The organism is Micromonospora sp. C28ISP2-4 (assembly GCF_030519385.1).
GTDB lineage: Bacteria > Actinomycetota > Actinomycetes > Mycobacteriales > Micromonosporaceae > Micromonospora > Micromonospora tulbaghiae.
In genome coordinates, this window is the sequence record NZ_JAUMKG010000002.1 from 429738 (window position 1) to 446191 (window position 16454).

Annotated in this window: 13 protein-coding genes; 6 read left to right on the forward strand and 7 right to left on the reverse strand. The window is 71.2% G+C overall.

The genetic code is table 11. From position 1 onward, the window contains the following. Positions 1 to 73: 73 nt before the first annotated feature. Complete coding sequence (locus Q3W68_RS10725; RefSeq protein WP_302905294.1) at positions 74 to 568, reverse strand: hypothetical protein; 495 nt, start codon at positions 566 to 568, stop codon at positions 74 to 76. Then, on the reverse strand, positions 565 to 1488 hold the full coding sequence (gene mshB / locus Q3W68_RS10730; protein WP_302905295.1) for an N-acetyl-1-D-myo-inositol-2-amino-2-deoxy-alpha-D-glucopyranoside deacetylase: 924 nt from the start codon (positions 1486 to 1488) through the stop codon (positions 565 to 567). Before mshB ends, Q3W68_RS10725 begins: the two co-directional genes overlap by 4 nt. An 85-nt stretch (positions 1489 to 1573) precedes the next feature. Between mshB and Q3W68_RS10735 the strand changes: the two genes are divergently transcribed. Beyond that, positions 1574 to 3718, forward strand: coding sequence for a prolyl oligopeptidase family serine peptidase (locus Q3W68_RS10735; RefSeq protein ID WP_302905296.1), 2145 nt, complete (start codon positions 1574 to 1576; stop codon positions 3716 to 3718). 49 nt (positions 3719 to 3767) lie between these two features. On the opposite strand, the gene Q3W68_RS10740 is transcribed toward Q3W68_RS10735, so the two are convergent. The 5 genes from Q3W68_RS10740 to Q3W68_RS10760 form a co-directional block, all read right to left on the reverse strand. Then, positions 3768 to 5510 (reverse strand): ABC transporter substrate-binding protein, encoded by a 1743-nt coding sequence (locus Q3W68_RS10740; protein WP_302905297.1) that lies wholly within the window; start codon positions 5508 to 5510, stop codon positions 3768 to 3770. A gap of 108 nt (positions 5511 to 5618) precedes the next feature. Further along, positions 5619 to 6605, reverse strand: a complete 987-nt coding sequence (locus Q3W68_RS10745) for an ABC transporter permease (RefSeq protein ID WP_013288442.1) — start codon at positions 6603 to 6605, stop codon at positions 5619 to 5621. A gap of 11 nt (positions 6606 to 6616) precedes the next feature. Then, entirely contained in the window at positions 6617 to 7624 is a 1008-nt protein-coding gene (locus Q3W68_RS10750; RefSeq protein ID WP_269697627.1) for an ABC transporter permease, read from the reverse strand. Beyond that, on the reverse strand, positions 7621 to 8643 hold the full coding sequence (locus tag Q3W68_RS10755) for an ABC transporter ATP-binding protein (RefSeq protein ID WP_302905298.1): 1023 nt from the start codon (positions 8641 to 8643) through the stop codon (positions 7621 to 7623). The genes Q3W68_RS10750 and Q3W68_RS10755 overlap by 4 nt, the downstream gene beginning before the upstream one ends. Beyond that, positions 8640 to 9743, reverse strand: a complete 1104-nt coding sequence (locus Q3W68_RS10760) for an ABC transporter ATP-binding protein (RefSeq protein WP_302905299.1) — start codon at positions 9741 to 9743, stop codon at positions 8640 to 8642. The genes Q3W68_RS10755 and Q3W68_RS10760 overlap by 4 nt, the downstream gene beginning before the upstream one ends. Before the next feature lie 240 nt (positions 9744 to 9983). On the opposite strand from Q3W68_RS10760, the gene Q3W68_RS10765 reads away from it, so the two are divergent. The 5 genes from Q3W68_RS10765 (at position 9984) to Q3W68_RS10785 (ending at position 16453) form a co-directional block, all read left to right on the forward strand. Continuing rightward, entirely contained in the window at positions 9984 to 10532 is a 549-nt protein-coding gene (locus Q3W68_RS10765) for a Uma2 family endonuclease (RefSeq protein WP_302905300.1), read from the forward strand. 113 nt (positions 10533 to 10645) lie between these two features. Next, positions 10646 to 12082 carry a TldD/PmbA family protein gene (locus Q3W68_RS10770; protein ID WP_302905301.1) on the forward strand — a complete coding sequence of 479 codons (1437 nt, stop codon included), beginning with the start codon at positions 10646 to 10648 and terminating at the stop codon, positions 12080 to 12082. Beyond that, positions 12079 to 13482 (forward strand): TldD/PmbA family protein, encoded by a 1404-nt coding sequence (locus tag Q3W68_RS10775; RefSeq protein ID WP_302905302.1) that lies wholly within the window; start codon positions 12079 to 12081, stop codon positions 13480 to 13482. The genes Q3W68_RS10770 and Q3W68_RS10775 overlap by 4 nt, the downstream gene beginning before the upstream one ends. Before the next feature lie 228 nt (positions 13483 to 13710). Then, a complete protein-coding gene (locus Q3W68_RS10780; RefSeq protein ID WP_302905303.1) occupies positions 13711 to 14532 on the forward strand; it encodes a hypothetical protein in 822 nt (273 codons plus the stop codon). Positions 14533 to 14542: 10 nt separating this feature from the next. After that, on the forward strand, positions 14543 to 16453 hold the full coding sequence (locus tag Q3W68_RS10785; protein ID WP_302905304.1) for a fumarate reductase/succinate dehydrogenase flavoprotein subunit: 1911 nt from the start codon (positions 14543 to 14545) through the stop codon (positions 16451 to 16453). Position 16454: the final 1 nt, after the last annotated feature.

The window sequence follows — 16454 nt, forward strand, 5'->3', positions numbered from 1 at the left end:
CCGTACCGCCCGCTCCCTCGGCGGGCCTCCTGGCAGGAATGTCTACCACCGCGAGCTGTGCGGCGTCAGCACCTCACCGTGCGTCCGGCGGTGTCACCAGGTGCCGGAAGCCCAGTACCGCGAACGTGACCGCACCGGCCACGATCAACGCGAGGCCGAGTACGTTGTCACCGGCGAGCGCCAGATCGCCCTCGACGGTCCGGAAACCCCCCACCACGATCACCAGGAACCACGGCAGCGCGCCGAGCACAACCGCCCAGCGCGCACCCGTCGACCGGTGGGCGAACCGGCCCAGCAGCACCGTCGTCGCCACCACGGCGACCACCCCGGCGGCCACCAGGCCGATACCGAGAAGCGCCCGCAGCCCGCCGGAGCGGCCCTGCACCGTCTCCCAGGCCCAGGTCGCGAAGATCAGGTCGAGCAGCGCCAGCAGGACGCCGGCCCAGACCGTCACGACGCCGCCGGCCACCCGCAGCGCGCGGTCGAGCATCCGCTCCGCCGGGCTCGGCGTCGCGGCCGTCGGCGGCTGCTCGGGGAGGGTCGACACGGGTACGGCCGGCAGCGTCACCGGAGACCGGCCGCCGCGACCGGGGACCGCTGCGTGCCGTCCAGGGCGATCCCGGCGAACAGGTCGTCCTCCCAGCCGTACGGGCCGGCGCCCGGGCCCTTCTCGCCGACCGCGAGCGTGAAGTACTCCACGCCCATGAACTCGCCGCCGAAGTTGCCGGCGATCGAGTAGAGCCAGGAGTTCGCCGGGATCTGGGTGGCGTGGGCGCGCATCGCCGCCTCCTTGGCGCCGTGCTGGTCGGTGCCGTCGATCCGGGCGGCGATCTCCGCGTCCGGCGTGCCGAACGGCAGGTCGTCGGCGCTCTCGATGCCGGCGAACGGGTTGTCCGAGGACTCGGTGAACGTCTCCAGGCCCGCGTCGAGCACGCTGCGCGGCATGGCCGTCCAGTAGACCTTCGCCGGGGCGATCCCCTCGGCCGCGGCCAGCTCCACCGCCCGCATCGCCACCCGGTGCGCCTGGATGTGGTCGGGGTGGCCGTAGAAGCCGTCGGGGTCGTACGTGACGAGCACCTGGGGGCGGACCTCGCGGATGACCTCCACCAGGTACCCGGCTGCGACGTCCAGGTCGGCCTGCCAGAACGCCCGCGGGTGCTCGTTGGTGGTCAGGCCCATCATCCCGGAGTCGCGGTAGCGGCCCGCGCCGCCGAGGAACCGGTGGTCGGTGACGCCGAGCGCGGCGCAGGCGGCGGCCAGCTCCCCGATCCGGTAGCCGCCGAGCTGGTCCGCCTCGGCCGCGCAGAGCTGGGCCAGCGCCGGGACGTGGATCTCGCCCTCCTCGCCCAGCGTGCAGGTGACGAGCGTGACGTGGGCGCCGGTGGCGGCGTAGTGCGCCATCGTCGCGCCGGTGCCGATCGACTCGTCGTCGGGATGCGCGTGGACCAGCAGGAGGCGTCGGTCGGGCAGGGTCGTCACGCCCGTCACTCTAACCGGCGGTCCTGCCCGCTCGACGGTGATGCGTCCGCCCAGGTCGGCCACATCACCACCGGCGCCCGCCTACTCTGCAGGCGTGGACTTTCCCGAGCTGGCCGCCCGTACCCGTCGGTTCAGCCACGGGGCGCCGCGCGCCGTCGCCGTCGCGGGCGACGGCGCCCGGGTGATCTTCCTGCGTTCCGCGGGACCGGAGGACCCGGCCGACGCGCTCTGGCTGCTCGACGTCGACAGCGGCGAGGAACGACTGGTCGCGGACCCGGCGGTGCTGCTGGGCACCGACGCCGAGCCGGCCCGCCTCGCCCCCGGTGAGCGGGCGCTGCGCGAGCGGTTGCGGCTCAGCTCCGGCGGCATCGGCTCGTACGCGCTGGACTCGGCCGGCCGGGTCGCCGCGTTCGCGCTGGCCGGGCGGCTGTTCCGGGCCGACCTGGTGCACGGCGACGTGGTCGAGGTGGCGGCCGTCGGGCCGGTGATCGACCCGCGGCCCGACCCGGCCGGCGAACGGCTGGCGTACGTCACCGACACCGCCGAGGGAGTGCGCCGGGGCCAGTTGCGGGTGGTGGAGCCGGACGGTACGGACAACCTGCTCGCCGGGGAGGACAGCGGCGTCACCTGGGGGCTGGCCGAGCACATCGCGGCCGAGGAGTTCCACCGCTACCGGGGCTACTGGTGGGCGCCGGACGGCCGCAGCGTGCTGGCCGCCCGGGTCGACGAATCCCGCCTGGAACGCTGGTACCTGCACGACCCCGCCGACCCGGCGAGCCCGCCGACGTCGCTCGCGTACCCCGTGGCGGGTGGGCCGAACGCGGAGGTCAGCCTGCACCTGCTCGACCTCGACGGCGGCTGGGTCGACGTGCACTGGGACCGCGAGACCTATCCGTACCTGAGTTCGGTGGACTGGACCGAGGGCGGCCCGCTGATCACCGTGCTGCGCCGCTCGCAGCAGCACGGCCTGGTGCTCGCGGTGGACCCGCGCACCGGGGAGACGCAGGTGCACGCCGAGCTGGCCGATCCGCGCTGGGTGGAGCCGATCCCCGGCACCCCGGCGCACCTGCCCGACGGGCGGGTGCTGGTCGGCGGCGAGCTGGCCCACGACGGGTACGACGCCCGCTGCCTGTTCGCCGACGGCACGCTGCTCACCCCGCCCTCGCTGTACGTGCGGCGAGTGGTCGGGCGGCTGCCGAACGGCCCGAACGCGGCGGCGGACCTGCTGGTGGAGGCGAGCGAGGGCGAGCCGAGCCAGCGCCACCTCTACCGGGTGCGGACCACGATCGGCGGCGGCATGGACGCCCGCCGGATGGGCAGCGACCCGGGCTGGCACACGGCCTCGATCGGCGGGTCCACGCTGGCCGTGGGCATCGCGTCGCTGGAGCACGCCGGGGTCCGCTGGCGGGTGTGGCACGGCGACCGCGAGGTGGGTGAGCTGCGCTCGTTCGCCGCCACCTGCTCGTACGCGCCACGGCCGACGATGGTCCGGGTGACCGACCGGCGGCTGCCCAGCGCGGTGCTCTACCCGGCCGAGCACGTCAAGGGCACCCGGCTGCCGGTGCTGCTGGACGTCTACGGCGGGCCCGGCCACCAGGAGGTGGTGGCGGCCCGCGGCGTCTGGCTGGAACGGCAGTGGTGGGCCGAGCAGGGTTTCGCGGTGGTCACCATCGACAACCGGGGCACCCCGGGCATCGCGCCGTCGTTCGAGAAGGCGATCCACCGCCGGGTCGCGGACGTGATCCTGACCGACCAGGTGGACGCGCTCACCGCGCTGGCCGACAAGCACCCGGATCTGGACCTGGAGCGGGTGGCGGTGCGCGGCTGGTCGTTCGGCGGCTGGCTGGCCGGGCTGGCGGTGCTGCGCCACCCGGAGTTGTTCAAGTGCGCGATCGTGGGCGCGCCGGTCACCGACTGGGCGCTGTACGACACCGCGTACAGCGAGCGCTACCTCGGCATGCCGGACGACGGGATGGACGTCTACGCCCACCACTCGCTGGTCGAGCTGGCCGCCGAGCCGCTCGGCGACCCGGCGCAGGCCCGGCCGATGCTGCTGGTGCACGGCCTGGCCGACGACAACGTGCTCGCCGCGCACACGCTGCGGCTGTCGGCGGCGCTGCTGGCGACGGGCCGCCCGCACGCGGTGCTGCCGCTCACCGGCGCGAGCCACCTGGCCGCCGGCGGGGTGTCCGAGCGGCTGCTCCGGCTGGAGCTGGACTTCCTCCGCCGCTACCTGTGACGGCGAGGGCCCCCGCCGACAGGCGTCGGCAGGGGCCCTCGTCCGGCTGCTACTGCTTGACGTACGCGTTGACGAAGTTCGGGTAGCCGAACACGGAGGAAATGAACGCCCCGCCCGCCTTGGACCCGTGCACGTTGTACGCCACGTCCACGTAGAGCGGCACCACCGGCGCGTGCTCCTTCATGATCCGCTCGTCGAGCTTGCCCCACTCCGGGCCCTGCTCGGACGGCGGCAGCGCCAGGATCCGGTCCATCTCGGCGTTGATCGCGTCGTCGTTGAAGTACGACTGGTTGCTGTTGCCCTCGGCCTTGATGGTCCGGCCGTCGTAGAGCACCGGCAGGATCGACGCACCGCTGGGCCAGTCCGCCGCCCAGTTACCGATGTACAGGTCCCAGGGGTTGTTCTTCTTCTTGACCTCGTCCAGCTTCGCGTCGTCCGGGATGTTCCGGACGGTGATCTTGAAGCCGGCGCGCTCCAGGTTGCCCTTGAGCTGGACCGCCTCCGCCTGCTCGGTCGTGTTGTCCGCGACGCCGAGGACCAGCTCGGGCGTCTGGCCGCCGAGCAGCTCCTTGGCCTTCTCCACGTTGCCGTTGGCGCCCGCCGGGTACGCGTCGTACGCCTTGTAGCCGATGGTCGACGGCGGCATCAGCGTGGTGATCGGCTGCGCGACGGTCTGGCCGCCTAGCGCCTTGACCAGGCCCTCGCGGTCGATCGCGTAGTTCAGCGCCTGGCGGATCTTCAGGTCCTTGACCCGCTGGGTGTTGATCACGAGCTGGTTGGCGCTCGGCGTCGGCGACAGCAGCGTGCGGGACTTCAGCGCCGGGTCACCGGCCACCTTCGCCACGAGCGAGGCCGGCACCGCGTTGAACGCCAGCGCGCTCTGGTCGGCGCCGTTGTCGGCGATCACCCGGTTGTTGGCGGCGTCGGCGGTCGGCCCGAAGCTCCACACGAACTGGTCCGGGTACTGGTGCCGCACCGGGTCGGTCTTCGCGTCCCAGTTCGGGTTGCGGTCGAGCGTGAGCTGGACCCCGACCTGGTTCTTGGCGATCTTGTACGGGCCGGACGAGAACGGCTTCTGGTCCAGGTTGACCCCGGTGTCCTTCTCCGGCTTGAGCGGCGCCGTGGTGGGCAGCGAGACCGCGAACGGCAGGTCACAGCGGGGCTTGGCGAACTCGAAGCGCAGCGTCTTGTCGTCCGGTGTGGTCAGGCCCGGCGGCAGCGACGTCTTGTTCTTCTTGAAGTCCCACTTGGTGTCGTACTGCGCGGTGTCGGCCAGCCACTCCTGGATGTAGGTGGGGCCGCCGGTGAGGTCCGGGTCGAAGGAGCGGGCGATGCCGTACGCGATCTCCTTCGAGGTGATCGGGCTGCCGTCCTCGAACTTCACCCCGTCCTTGATGGTGAATTCCCAGACCTTGCAGTCGTTGTTGACGTTCTTGCCCGGCGTCTCGGCCAGGTCACCCACGAGGACCAGGCCACCCTTGCCGTCGTCCTTCCAGGTGGTCAGGTAGCGGGCGAAGAGCGGGTTGGCCATCAGACCGGCGAACGAGTACGTCCGCTGCGGGTCCAGGTGGGAGATGGGGGTCTCCCGGATGATGGTGAACGTCCCGCCCTTGGCCGCACCGTCGATCTCGGCGGCCGGTCCCTGCGAGTCCTTGGGGTCGGTCGCGATGACCCCGGTCTGCTGCCGGTTGCCGTCCACCTTGGTGCCTTCGCCCGTGTTCTCCGAGCAGGCACCGAGTGCCACAACCAGTGCGATGGCGCCGCCAGCGGCGGCCGCTGCGCGTGGTCGCATGTCCTACCTCCTCCACCCGTTCGCCGAGCGCATCCGCCGACGTCCCGAGGATCGTAAAGAAGAAAAACTACGAGTTGGGTAACAGTTGTCGATAAATTTCGTCGCGGTTCAGCCGAGCCGCACCCGCGGGTCGATCACCGCGTAGAGCAGGTCCACCACCACGTTCGCCAGCACCACGAAGACCGCCGCGATCAACACGGTCGCCATGATCGTCGGCAGGTCTCCCGAGCGGACCGCGTCGACAGCGGTACGCCCCATGCCGTTCAAACCGAAGGTCGTCTCGGTGATCACCGTGCCGCCCAGCGCCCCGCCCACGTCCAGACCGGCGATCGTCACCACCGGTGTGATCGCCGCGCGCAGCGCGTGCCGGCCGTACACCTTGCGTTTGGCCAGGCCCTTCGCCCGCGCGGTCCGGACGAAGTCCTCCGACAGCGTCTCCAGCATCTGCGCCCGGGACAGTCGCGCGTAGATCGCGGAGAAGAGGAACGCCAGCGCCACCCAGGCCAGCACCAGCCCGCTCGTCCACTTCAACGGGTTGTCGAACAACGATGTGTAGCTCGGCACCGGCAGCAGGCGCAGGTTGTAGACGAAGACGATGAGCAGCACCGCGCCGACGAAGTAGAGCTGCAACGAGGCGCCGGTGAGCGAGAAGCCGATCGCCGCCCGGTCCAGCCAGCTGCCCCGGCGCAGCGCCGAGAGCATGCCCAGGCCGACGCCGAGCAGCAGCCAGAGGATCGCCGCCGGGATGACGATGCTCAGCGTCACCGGCAGCACCCGGGCGATGGTGTCCGAGACCGCCTCATTCGACACGTACGACCAGCCGAGGCAGGGGGCGTCGCACCGGCCGCCCTGGGCGCTGCCCAGGTCCCGGCCGGTGAAGATGCCCTTCATGTAGCCGGCGTACTGGCTGATCAGCGGATCACGCAGGCCCAGTTCCTGGCGGACCCGCTCCAGTCGCTCCGGGTTGCAGTTCTTCGGGCACATGCCGGTGACCGGGTCGCGGGGCAGCGCGAAGAACATGAGGAAGCTGAGCACGCTCACCGCGAACAGCGTGAGCGCGGCGGACAGCAGCCGGCGGATGAGGAATCGCGTCATGGGCCGGCCTCCTACCGGGACGACTTCGGGTCGAGCGCGTCGCGCAGCGCGTCACCGAAGAGGTTGAAGGCGAACACGAGCGCGAAGATGGTGATGCCCGGGAAGAAGACGTACGCCGGGTCGGTCTGCAGGTAGTCGAGGCTGCGGTAGATCATGCGGCCGAAGCTCGGGGTCTCGTCGGTGAGCCCGACGCCGATGAACGACAACGCTGCCTCGCTGGTGATGTACTGCGGCACGGCGAGCGAGAAGGCGACCAGGATCGGCGCCCAGGCGTTCGGCAGCAACTGCCGGAACAGCATGTGCCCGAGGCCCGCGCCGCTGGCCCGCGCCGCCTCCACGAACTCGCGTTCGCGCAGCGCGATGATCTGGCCCCGGACCAGCCGGGCCGTGCCGGTCCAGCCGAACAGGGCGAAGATCGCGATGAGCACACCGATCTGGAAGTACGCCGGCACGGCCTCGCGCTGCCCGTAGAAGCGCAGCGCGACGGTCGGCATCAGGGCCAGCGCGATGATCAGGAACGGCATGGCCAGGGTCAGGTCGGTGATCCAGTTGATCACCGTGTCCAGCCAGCCGCCCAGGTAGCCGGCGAGCGTTCCCAGCGTCACGCCGATCACCGCGGTCAGCACGGCCGCCGCGAACGCGATGAACAGCGACGTCCGCAGCCCGTGCACCATCCGGATGAAGATGTCCCGGCCGAGGCCGGGCTCCAGCCCGAACCAGTGCTCCCCGGTCACGCCCCCGGCGTAGCCCAGCGGCATGCCGTAGCCGTCGAGGCGGTTCTGGAACTGCTCCTTCGGGCCCACCCCGTACAGCGCCTCGATGAGCGGCACGGCGAGCGCGACGAGCACGAAGAACGCCAGCAGGCCGCCGCTGATCAGCGCGGTGCGGTCCCGCTTGAGCCGCGCGAGGGCGAGCTGGCCGGGTGACCGGCCGACGAACTCCTTCTTGCCGCTCTCGCCGCCCTCACCGGGCGACTCGATCTCGGCGAGCGCGACGCCCTCGACCGGCGACAGGCTCATTGGGACACCTCCACGGGTTCGCCGGTCGGCACGCCGACCGGTCCGCTCTCCGGGTAGTGGCAGGCGGCGAGCTGCCGGCCGTCGTCCCGCGTGGTCAGCGCCGGCTCTTCCGTGGCGCACCGCTCGGTGGCCTTCCAGCAACGGGTACGGAAGCGGCAGCCCGACGGCGGGTTGAGTGGGGTGGGCACGTCGCCGGTGAGGCGGATGCGTCCGGCGGGGCCGAGGGCTGTGACGTCGGGGATGGCGGACAGCAGTGCCCGGGTGTACGGGTGCTGGGGGCGGGTGTAGATGGTGTCGCGGTCGCCGATCTCGACGATCTTGCCGAGGTACATGACGGCGACGCGGTGGCAGAAGTGCCGCACCACGGCCAGGTCGTGGGCGATGAACACGAACGCCAGATCGAGATCTTGTTGCAGGCTGCGCAGCAGGTTGATGACCTGCGCCTGGATCGACACGTCCAGCGCCGAGACGGGTTCGTCGGCCACGATCAGTTTCGGTTTCAGGGCGAGGGCGCGGGCGATGCCGATGCGCTGGCGTTGGCCGCCGGAGAACTCGTGCGGATACCTGTTGTAGTGCTCCGGATTCAACCCGACGAGTTCGAGGAGTTCCTGCACGCGGTGTTTGACCCCGCCGGGTGGGGTGATGCGGTTGACCTGCAACGGCATGGCCACGATCCGCCCGACCGTGTGGCGGGGGTTCAGCGACGCGTACGGGTCCTGGAAGATGATCTGCAAATCCTGCCGCAGCCCGCGCAGCTCACCACGTTTCGCGTGGGTGATGTCCCGCCCCGCGAACTCGATCGACCCGGCGGTGGGCTCCAGCAGCCGCACCAGCATCCGCCCGGTCGTGGTCTTCCCACACCCGGACTCCCCCACCAGCCCGAGGGTCTCGCCCGGGCGCACGTCGAAGTCCAGCCCGTCCACCGCCCGCACCGCACCCGTGCTGCGCAGGCCCTGCCGGACCGGGAAGTGCTTGGTCAGGCCGCGCACGGACAGCAGCGGCTCGGTCTCGGTGCTCATCGGGCCACCCCCACCTGGGCTACCTCGTCGCGGTAGATCCGCTCCCGGTCCCCCGCCGACAGATGGCAGGCGACCAGGTGACCCGGCGCTCCGGCCTCCCGCAGCTCGGGCACCTCCGTGCGGGACCGGTCGCCGTTGACGTCGGCCCACCGGCAGCGCGGATGGAACGCGCACCCCGACGGCAGGTTGATCAGACTGGGTGGGTTGCCCGGGATCGGCACCAGGTCCGCGTCCGCGTCACCGTGCAACGACGGCACACTCGACAACAACCCCCACGTGTACGGATGCTGCGGCGCCCGCAACACCCGCTGCACACTCCCGTGCTCCACCGCCCGACCCGCGTACATCACCAACACGTCATCAGCCACCTGGCTGACCACACCCAGATCGTGGGTGATCAGCACGATCGCCGACCGGAACTCCTCCTGCAGATCCGCCAGGAGATCCAGGATCTGCGCCTGCACCGTCACGTCGAGGGCCGTGGTCGGCTCGTCAGCGATCAGCAGATCCGGGTCGTTGACCAGCGCCATCGCGATCATCGCCCGCTGCCGCATCCCACCGGAGAACTCGTGCGGAAACTGATCGAACCGCCGGCCCGGCTGCGGAATCCCCACCCGGCCCAGCATCTCCACCGCCCGCGTCCGCGCCTCCCGCTTCCCGGCCTTCGGATGATGCACCCGGTACGCCTCCGCGATCTGCCTACCCACCGAGTAGTACGGATGCAACGCCGACAACGGATCCTGAAAGACCATCGCCATGTCCCGGCCCCGCAGCCGCCGCACCTCCTCCTCACCCAACCCCACGAGCTGACGCCCACCGACCGAGATCTCCCCCGAGATGGTCGTGCGCTTCGCGTTGTGCAGGCCCAGAATCGCCAGCGACGTCACACTCTTACCCGAACCGGACTCGCCCACGATCCCGAGCGTGCGACCCCGCTCCACCGCGAACGACACCCCGTCCACGGCCTTGACCACACCGTCCTCGGTGTCGAACCGCACCCGCAGATCCCTGACCTGGAGATAGGGCCCGTCGCCGGATCGCTGCTCCGGCACCTCCGGGCGGTCCGGCTCCCCGGACGGCACCGCCTCCGACCTGCCCATTGACCGCCTCCCCTTCGGTGATGAAGAGAACCTACAGCAAACCCTTGGAGGCGAAAATAAGCTACATCGAGCGGTCTGTCAGCGGTGAGAGCGTAACGACTCGGTCTCCCGTCCGCACGCCCCTCACCTGGGACATTCACGGCCGCGATTGGGCATCTGGGCCTCGTCGTCGCACCCGGGGTGCGACCATGGTCCCGGTGACGAAGGGACGATTCCTGTCGGCACGAGGTGGAGGCGACCATGACCGCGGCGGTGTTCGGCCACGACGGCCCGTGGACCGAAGAGGAGTACCTCGCCCTCGGCGAGACGCGGCAACGCGTCGAACTCTTCGACGGGAGCCTGCACGTGACACCCGCACCGACGCCGCGGCACCAACGAATCCAGCGGAACCTCGGCAACCTGCTGGAAGCCGCGGCCCGGCGCGCCGGGCTGGAACTGCTGGAGACGGTGAACGTCCGGCTCCGGCCGGGCCGGATACCGATCCCCGACCTGGTCGTCACGGAGCCGATCGACTTCGACGAGCCGATGATCGAGGCGCGGGACGTACGGCTCGTATGCGAGGTCATCTCACCGGGCAACGCGGCGACCGACAAGGTGCTCAAGATGCACTACTACGCCGCCGCCGGCATCGAGTGGTATCTGCTGGTGGAGCAGGAGACCGGCACCCTGCACCTCCACCGGCGGCAGGGTCGGCACTACCGGGAGGTGTCGGTGACCAAACCCGGTTCCGTGCTGGAGTTGACCGAGCCCGTCCAGGCCACGATCCGGCCGGAGGATCTCGTCCCCTGACGGATGTCGGTGCGCTCGCCTAGGGTCGGGCGCATGAGCGAGCGTCAGCGAGCGAATCATCGGGGCAGCGCGAAGGTGCCTCATGCCGGCACGCAGCGCAGCGGAGTGCCGGCATGAGCGAGTTCGACGCGGCGACCACCGCCGTCCAGGCCGCTCTCGACGCGGGCGCCCGGTACGCCGACGCCCGGGTCATGCACCGCCGCTACGAGTCGATGTCTGCACGCAACGGCGACATCGAGGAGCTGAGCCAGGACGAGAGCATCGGGCTGGGCGTACGCGCGCTCGTCGGATCGGGGTGGGGCTTCCACGCCGTACCGGATCTGTCCGAGGCCGCGGCCCGCGACGCCGGCCGGCGCGCCGCGGCGATCGCCACGGCGAGCGCGCGGGTTCCCGGCCCGCCGATCGACCTGGTGCCGGTCGAGGCGACGGTGGCGAGCTGGGCCTCGGACTGCGCGGTCGACCCGTTCGGCGTGCCGCTGTCCGACAAGGGCGACCTGCTGGTCCGCGCCACGGCGACGATGCGCGAGCACGGCGCCGACCTGGCCGAGGGGCTCTACCAGATCTGGGACACCTCGAAGTGGTTCGTCTCCAGCGAGGGCCACCGGATCGACCAGCGCATCCGGGAGTGCGGCGGCGGCATCTCGGCCACCTCGATCGGTGACGGCGAGACGCAGCGGCGGTCCTACCCGAGCTACCGCGGGCAGTACGGCACCACCGGCTGGGAGCTGGTCACCTCGCTCGACCTGGCGGCGCACGCCGCACAGATCGCCGAGGAGTCCCGGGAGCTGCTCACCGCGCCGCTCTGCCCGGCCGGCGAGACCGACCTGATCCTCGGCGGCGAGCAGCTCGCGTTGCAGATCCACGAGTCGGTCGGGCACGCCATCGAGCTGGACCGCATCCTCGGCTGGGAGGCGGCGTTCGCCGGCACGTCCTGGCTCGACCTGACCCGCCTCGGCTCGCTGCACTACGGCTCCGAGCTGATGAACGTGACGATCGACCCCACCATCCCGGGTGCGCTCGGCAGCTTCGGCTACGACGACGAGGGCTCCCCGGCGGTCGCCCGCGACGCGGTGCGCGAGGGGCGGTGGGTCGGGGTGCTCGCCGGCCGGGACTCGGCCGCCGTCGCCGGGCTGGACTACGGCGGGAGCGTACGGGCCGACGGCTGGGCCCGGCTGCCGATGGTGCGGATGACGAACGTCGGCCTGGAACCCGGCCCGCACACGCTCGACGAGATCATCGCGGCGACCGACGACGGGGTGCTGATGGACATCAACCGGTCCTGGTCGATCGACGACAAGCGGCTCAACTTCCAGTTCGGCTGTGAGGTCGGCTGGGAGGTGAAGAACGGCCGCCGGGGGCGGATGCTGCGCAACCCGACCTACACCGGCATCGGCCCGGTCTTCTGGCGCTCGATGGACATGCTCTCCTCGGAGACGGTCGCGTGGGGCACGCCCAACTGCGGGAAGGGGCAGCCGGGGCAGGTCGGGCACACCGGCCACCCGGCCGCGCCGGCCCGGTTCCGCGGCGTCCGGGTGGGGGTGCGGGCATGAGCGCCGAGTTGGAGATCGCCGCCGGGGTGGTGGACCTGGTCCGGCACACGGCCGGTCCGGCCGCCGAGGCCGAGGTGCTGGTGACCCGCTCCGACCTGGCGCTGACCCGGTTCGCCAACTCGTTCGTCCACCAGAACGTGTCCGAGACCGGCGTCGCCGTACACCTGCGGTTGCACGTGGACGGGCGGACCGTGACCGGCAGCGGCAGCCGGGTCGACGCCGACGGCCTGGCCGCGCTCGTCGAGCGGACCAGGGCCGCGGCCCGGCTCGCGCCGCCCGACCCGGCTTGGCCGGGACTCACCGCGCCGGTGCCCGTGCCGTCCGGCCCGGGCGTCGACGAGGCCACCGCGTTCGCCTCGCCGGACGAGCGGGCCGAGCGGGTACGCGCGTTCGTGGAGGCGGTCGAAGGGCTGGAGGCGGCCGGCTACTGCCGCACCGCGTACCGGTCGGGGGCGTTCGCCAACTCGGCCGGGCACACGGCTGCGGGCCGGGCTGCCGAGGCGGCGATGGACGGCATCGCCCGTGCCGGCGGCGCCGACGGGGTGGCGCGGCTCTGTGCGGACCGGCTTGCCGATCTCGACGGCGCGGCGCTCGGCGCCCGCGCGGCGGCGAAGGCACGCGCCGCGGCCGACCCGGTGGAGCTGCCGCCCGGGCACTACGAGGTGGTGCTCGAACCGGCTGCTGTCGCCGACCTGCTGCACAACCTGGCCTGGTACGGCTTCAACGGCAAGCGGTACGCCGAACGGCAGTCCTTCGCCGAGCCGGGCACGGCACAGTTCGATCCTTCGGTGACGCTGGTGGACGACCCGCTGCACGCGAGCACGCTGCCGTTCGACCTGGAGGGCACGCCCCGGCGGGCGCTGCCGCTGGTCGAGCGCGGCACCACGGGCGCGGTGGCGTACGACAGGCGCGGCGGCGCCGAGGCGGGCGCCGGGTCCACCGGGCACGGTATGCCGGGCGGCGCGACGTTCGGCCCGATCCCGCACAACGTCCGGCTGCTGTCGGGCACGAGCGACGCGGGCGTGGCCGTCGCCGCCGGACCGGTGAGTGCGGGCGTGACCGGGGCGGTGGGCGACCCGGACACCGCCGCCCTGGTGGCCGGGATGCGGCGCGGGCTGCTGGTCAGCGACTTCTGGTACACGCGGGTGCTGGACCCGAAGCAACTAGTGGTCACCGGGCTGACCCGAAACGGGGTGTGGCTGGTCGAGGACGGCGTGCCGACCCGGGCGGTACGCGACTTCCGGTTCACCGAGTCGTATCCCCGGGCGCTGGGGCCGGGCCGGGTGCTCGGCCTGGGCCGGACGGCGGTCCGCCAGCCGGGCCGCGTCGACGGTTCCTGGTACGAGGCCCCGGCGCTGCGGCTGTCCTCGTGGCACTTCACCGGCGGCGCGTCCGGGTGACCCGGTGCGCCGCCCGGCGCGCCACGGAACCGGTCGGCGCACCGTTCGACCGACCCGCCACATTGATCATGAACTGACTCTTTCCAAGCTGCGGGACACACGGGACACTGCGTTGCGCGGCCGGGCCGTGAAGATCGGCGTAACGTGTGTCACTTAGCCGCACCGGTTCGCCCGGTGTGGCCTCGCGCGTGCGCAGGACGTGACAGTGACGTCAGGGAGATGACTCGAATGACAACTACGTCGGCCAGGACGCCGAGACCGCAGCCGCGGGGAGGGCGGGCACGCGCCGCCATCGCGGCGAAGACGTTGCGGACCGACAGGTGGTGGATCGCCCCGCTGATCACAGTGGTGGGGCTCAGCGCGTGGGTCATCTACGCGACGGTCCGGGTCTTCATGCACAAGTGGTACTGGGTGGAGCAGTACCACTACCTGACACCGTTCTACTCCCCCTGCGTCACCGACCGATGTGTCGAGGGCTCCTCGCACTTCGGCCAGTTCCTGCCCGGCTGGTGGATCATCCCGGACGCGGCGCTCACCCTGCCGTTCCTGCTGCTGTTCCGCCTGACCTGCTACTACTACCGCAAGGCGTACTACCGGTCGTTCTGGCTGTCGCCGCCGGCCTGCGCGGTGCCGGACGGGCACCAGTCGTACAGCGGCGAGACGCGGTTCCCGCTGCTCGGGCAGAACCTGCACCGCTACTTCTTCTACGCCGCCGCGATCATCTCGCTGATCAACACCTGGGACGCGATCCTGGCCTTCCACTCCCCCGAGGGCTTCGGCTTCGGCCTGGGCAACATCATCCTGATCGTCAACGTGGTGATGCTGTGGGCGTACACGATCTCCTGCCACTCCTGCCGGCACATCATCGGCGGGCGGCTCAAGCACTTCTCCAAGCACCCGATGCGCTACAAGGCGTGGACCGGGGTGTCCTGGTTGAACGTCCGGCACATGCAGCTCGCCTGGATCACCCTGGGCACCCTGGCGCTCACCGACTTCTACGTGATGGCGGTCGCCGCCGGCTGGATCAACGACCTGCGGTTCATCAACTGAGAGCCTGGACATGACTGAGACGCGAATCGAACGACACCACTACGACGTCGTCGTGATCGGGGCCGGTGGCGCCGGCCTGCGCGCGGCGATCGAGGCCCGGCTGGCCGGCAAGAAGACCGCGATCATCTCGAAGTCGCTGTTCGGCAAGGCGCACACGGTGATGGCCGAGGGCGGCGCCGCCGCCGCGATGGGCAACGTGAACTCGCGCGACAACTGGCAGGTGCACTTCCGGGACACCATGCGCGGCGGCAAGTTCCTCAACAACTTCCGGATGGCCGAGCTGCACGCCAAGGAGGCGCCGCAGCGGATCTGGGAGCTGGAGACGTACGGCGCGCTGTTCGACCGCACCAAGGACGGGAAGATCTCGCAGCGCAACTTCGGCGGTCACGAGTACCCGCGCCTGGCGCACGTCGGCGACCGGACCGGCCTGGAGCTGATCCGTACGCTCCAGCAGAAGATCGTCTCGCTCCAGCAGGAGGACAAGCAGGAGTTCGGCAGCTACGACGCGCGGATCCGGGTCTTCTCCGAGACCACGATCACCGAGCTGCTGCTCGACGGCGACCGCGTCGCCGGCGCGTTCGGCTACTACCGCGAGTCCGGCGAGTTCGTCCTGTTCGAGGCGCCCGCCGTGGTGCTCGCCACCGGTGGCGTCGGACGGTCCTACAAGGTCACCTCGAACTCGTGGGAGTACACCGGCGACGGCCACGCGCTGGCGCTGCGCGCCGGGGCCACGCTGATCAACATGGAGTTCCTCCAGTTCCACCCGACCGGCATGGTCTGGCCGCCCTCGGTGAAGGGCATCCTGGTCACCGAGTCGGTACGCGGCGACGGCGGCGTGCTGAAGAACTCCGAGGGCAAGCGGTTCATGTTCGACTACGTCCCGGACGTGTTCCGCAAGCAGTACGCGGAGACCGAGGAGGAGGCGGACCGCTGGTACACCGACCCGGACAACAACCGGCGCCCGCCGGAGCTGCTGCCCCGCGACGAGGTCGCCCGCGCGATCAACAGCGAGGTCAAGGAAGGCCGGGGCACGCCTGCCGGCGGTGTCTACCTGGACATCGCCTCCCGTAAGTCGGCCGACGAGATCCGCCGTCGTCTCCCGTCGATGTACCACCAGTTCAAGGAGCTGGCCGACGTCGACATCACAAAGGAGGCGATGGAGGTCGGCCCGACCTGTCACTACGTGATGGGCGGCGTCGAGGTGGACCCCGACTCCGGTGCGGCGTACGGCACCGTGCGCGGGCTCTACGCCGCCGGTGAGGTGTCCGGCGGCATGCACGGCTCCAACCGGCTCGGCGGCAACTCCCTGTCCGACCTGCTGGTCTTCGGCAAGCGCGCGGGCGGGCACGCCGCCACGTACACCGATCAGCTCACCACCCGCCCGGCGGTGTCGGTCGCGGCGGTGGAGGCGGCCGTGGAGACGGCGCTGGCGCCCTTGCAGCGGGACACCGGTGAGAGCCCGTACCAGCTCCAGCAGGACCTCCAGGCGGTCATGGGCGACCTGGTCGGGATCATCCGGCGCGAGGGTGAGCTCCAAGACGCCATGCGCAGGCTGGCCGAGCTGCGGGAGCGGGTGGCGAAGGTGAGCGCGTTCGGCGGCCGGCGCTACAACCCGGGCTGGCACCTGGCGCTGGACCTGCGCAACATGCTCGTGGTGTCGGAGTGCACCGCGATGGCGGCGCTGGAGCGGCAGGAGTCGCGCGGCGGGCACACCCGGGAGGACTACCCGGCGATGGACCCGAAGTGGCGGAGCGTCAACCTGGTCTGCTCGCTGGACGGCGACACGGTCCGGCTGACCCACAAGCCGCTGCCGAAGATGCGGCCGGAGCTGATCGGGCTGTTCGACCGGGCCGAGCTGGCCAAGTACCTGACCGACGAGGAACTCGCCGAGTTCGACGCCCTCACCGAACAGGAGCGCTGAG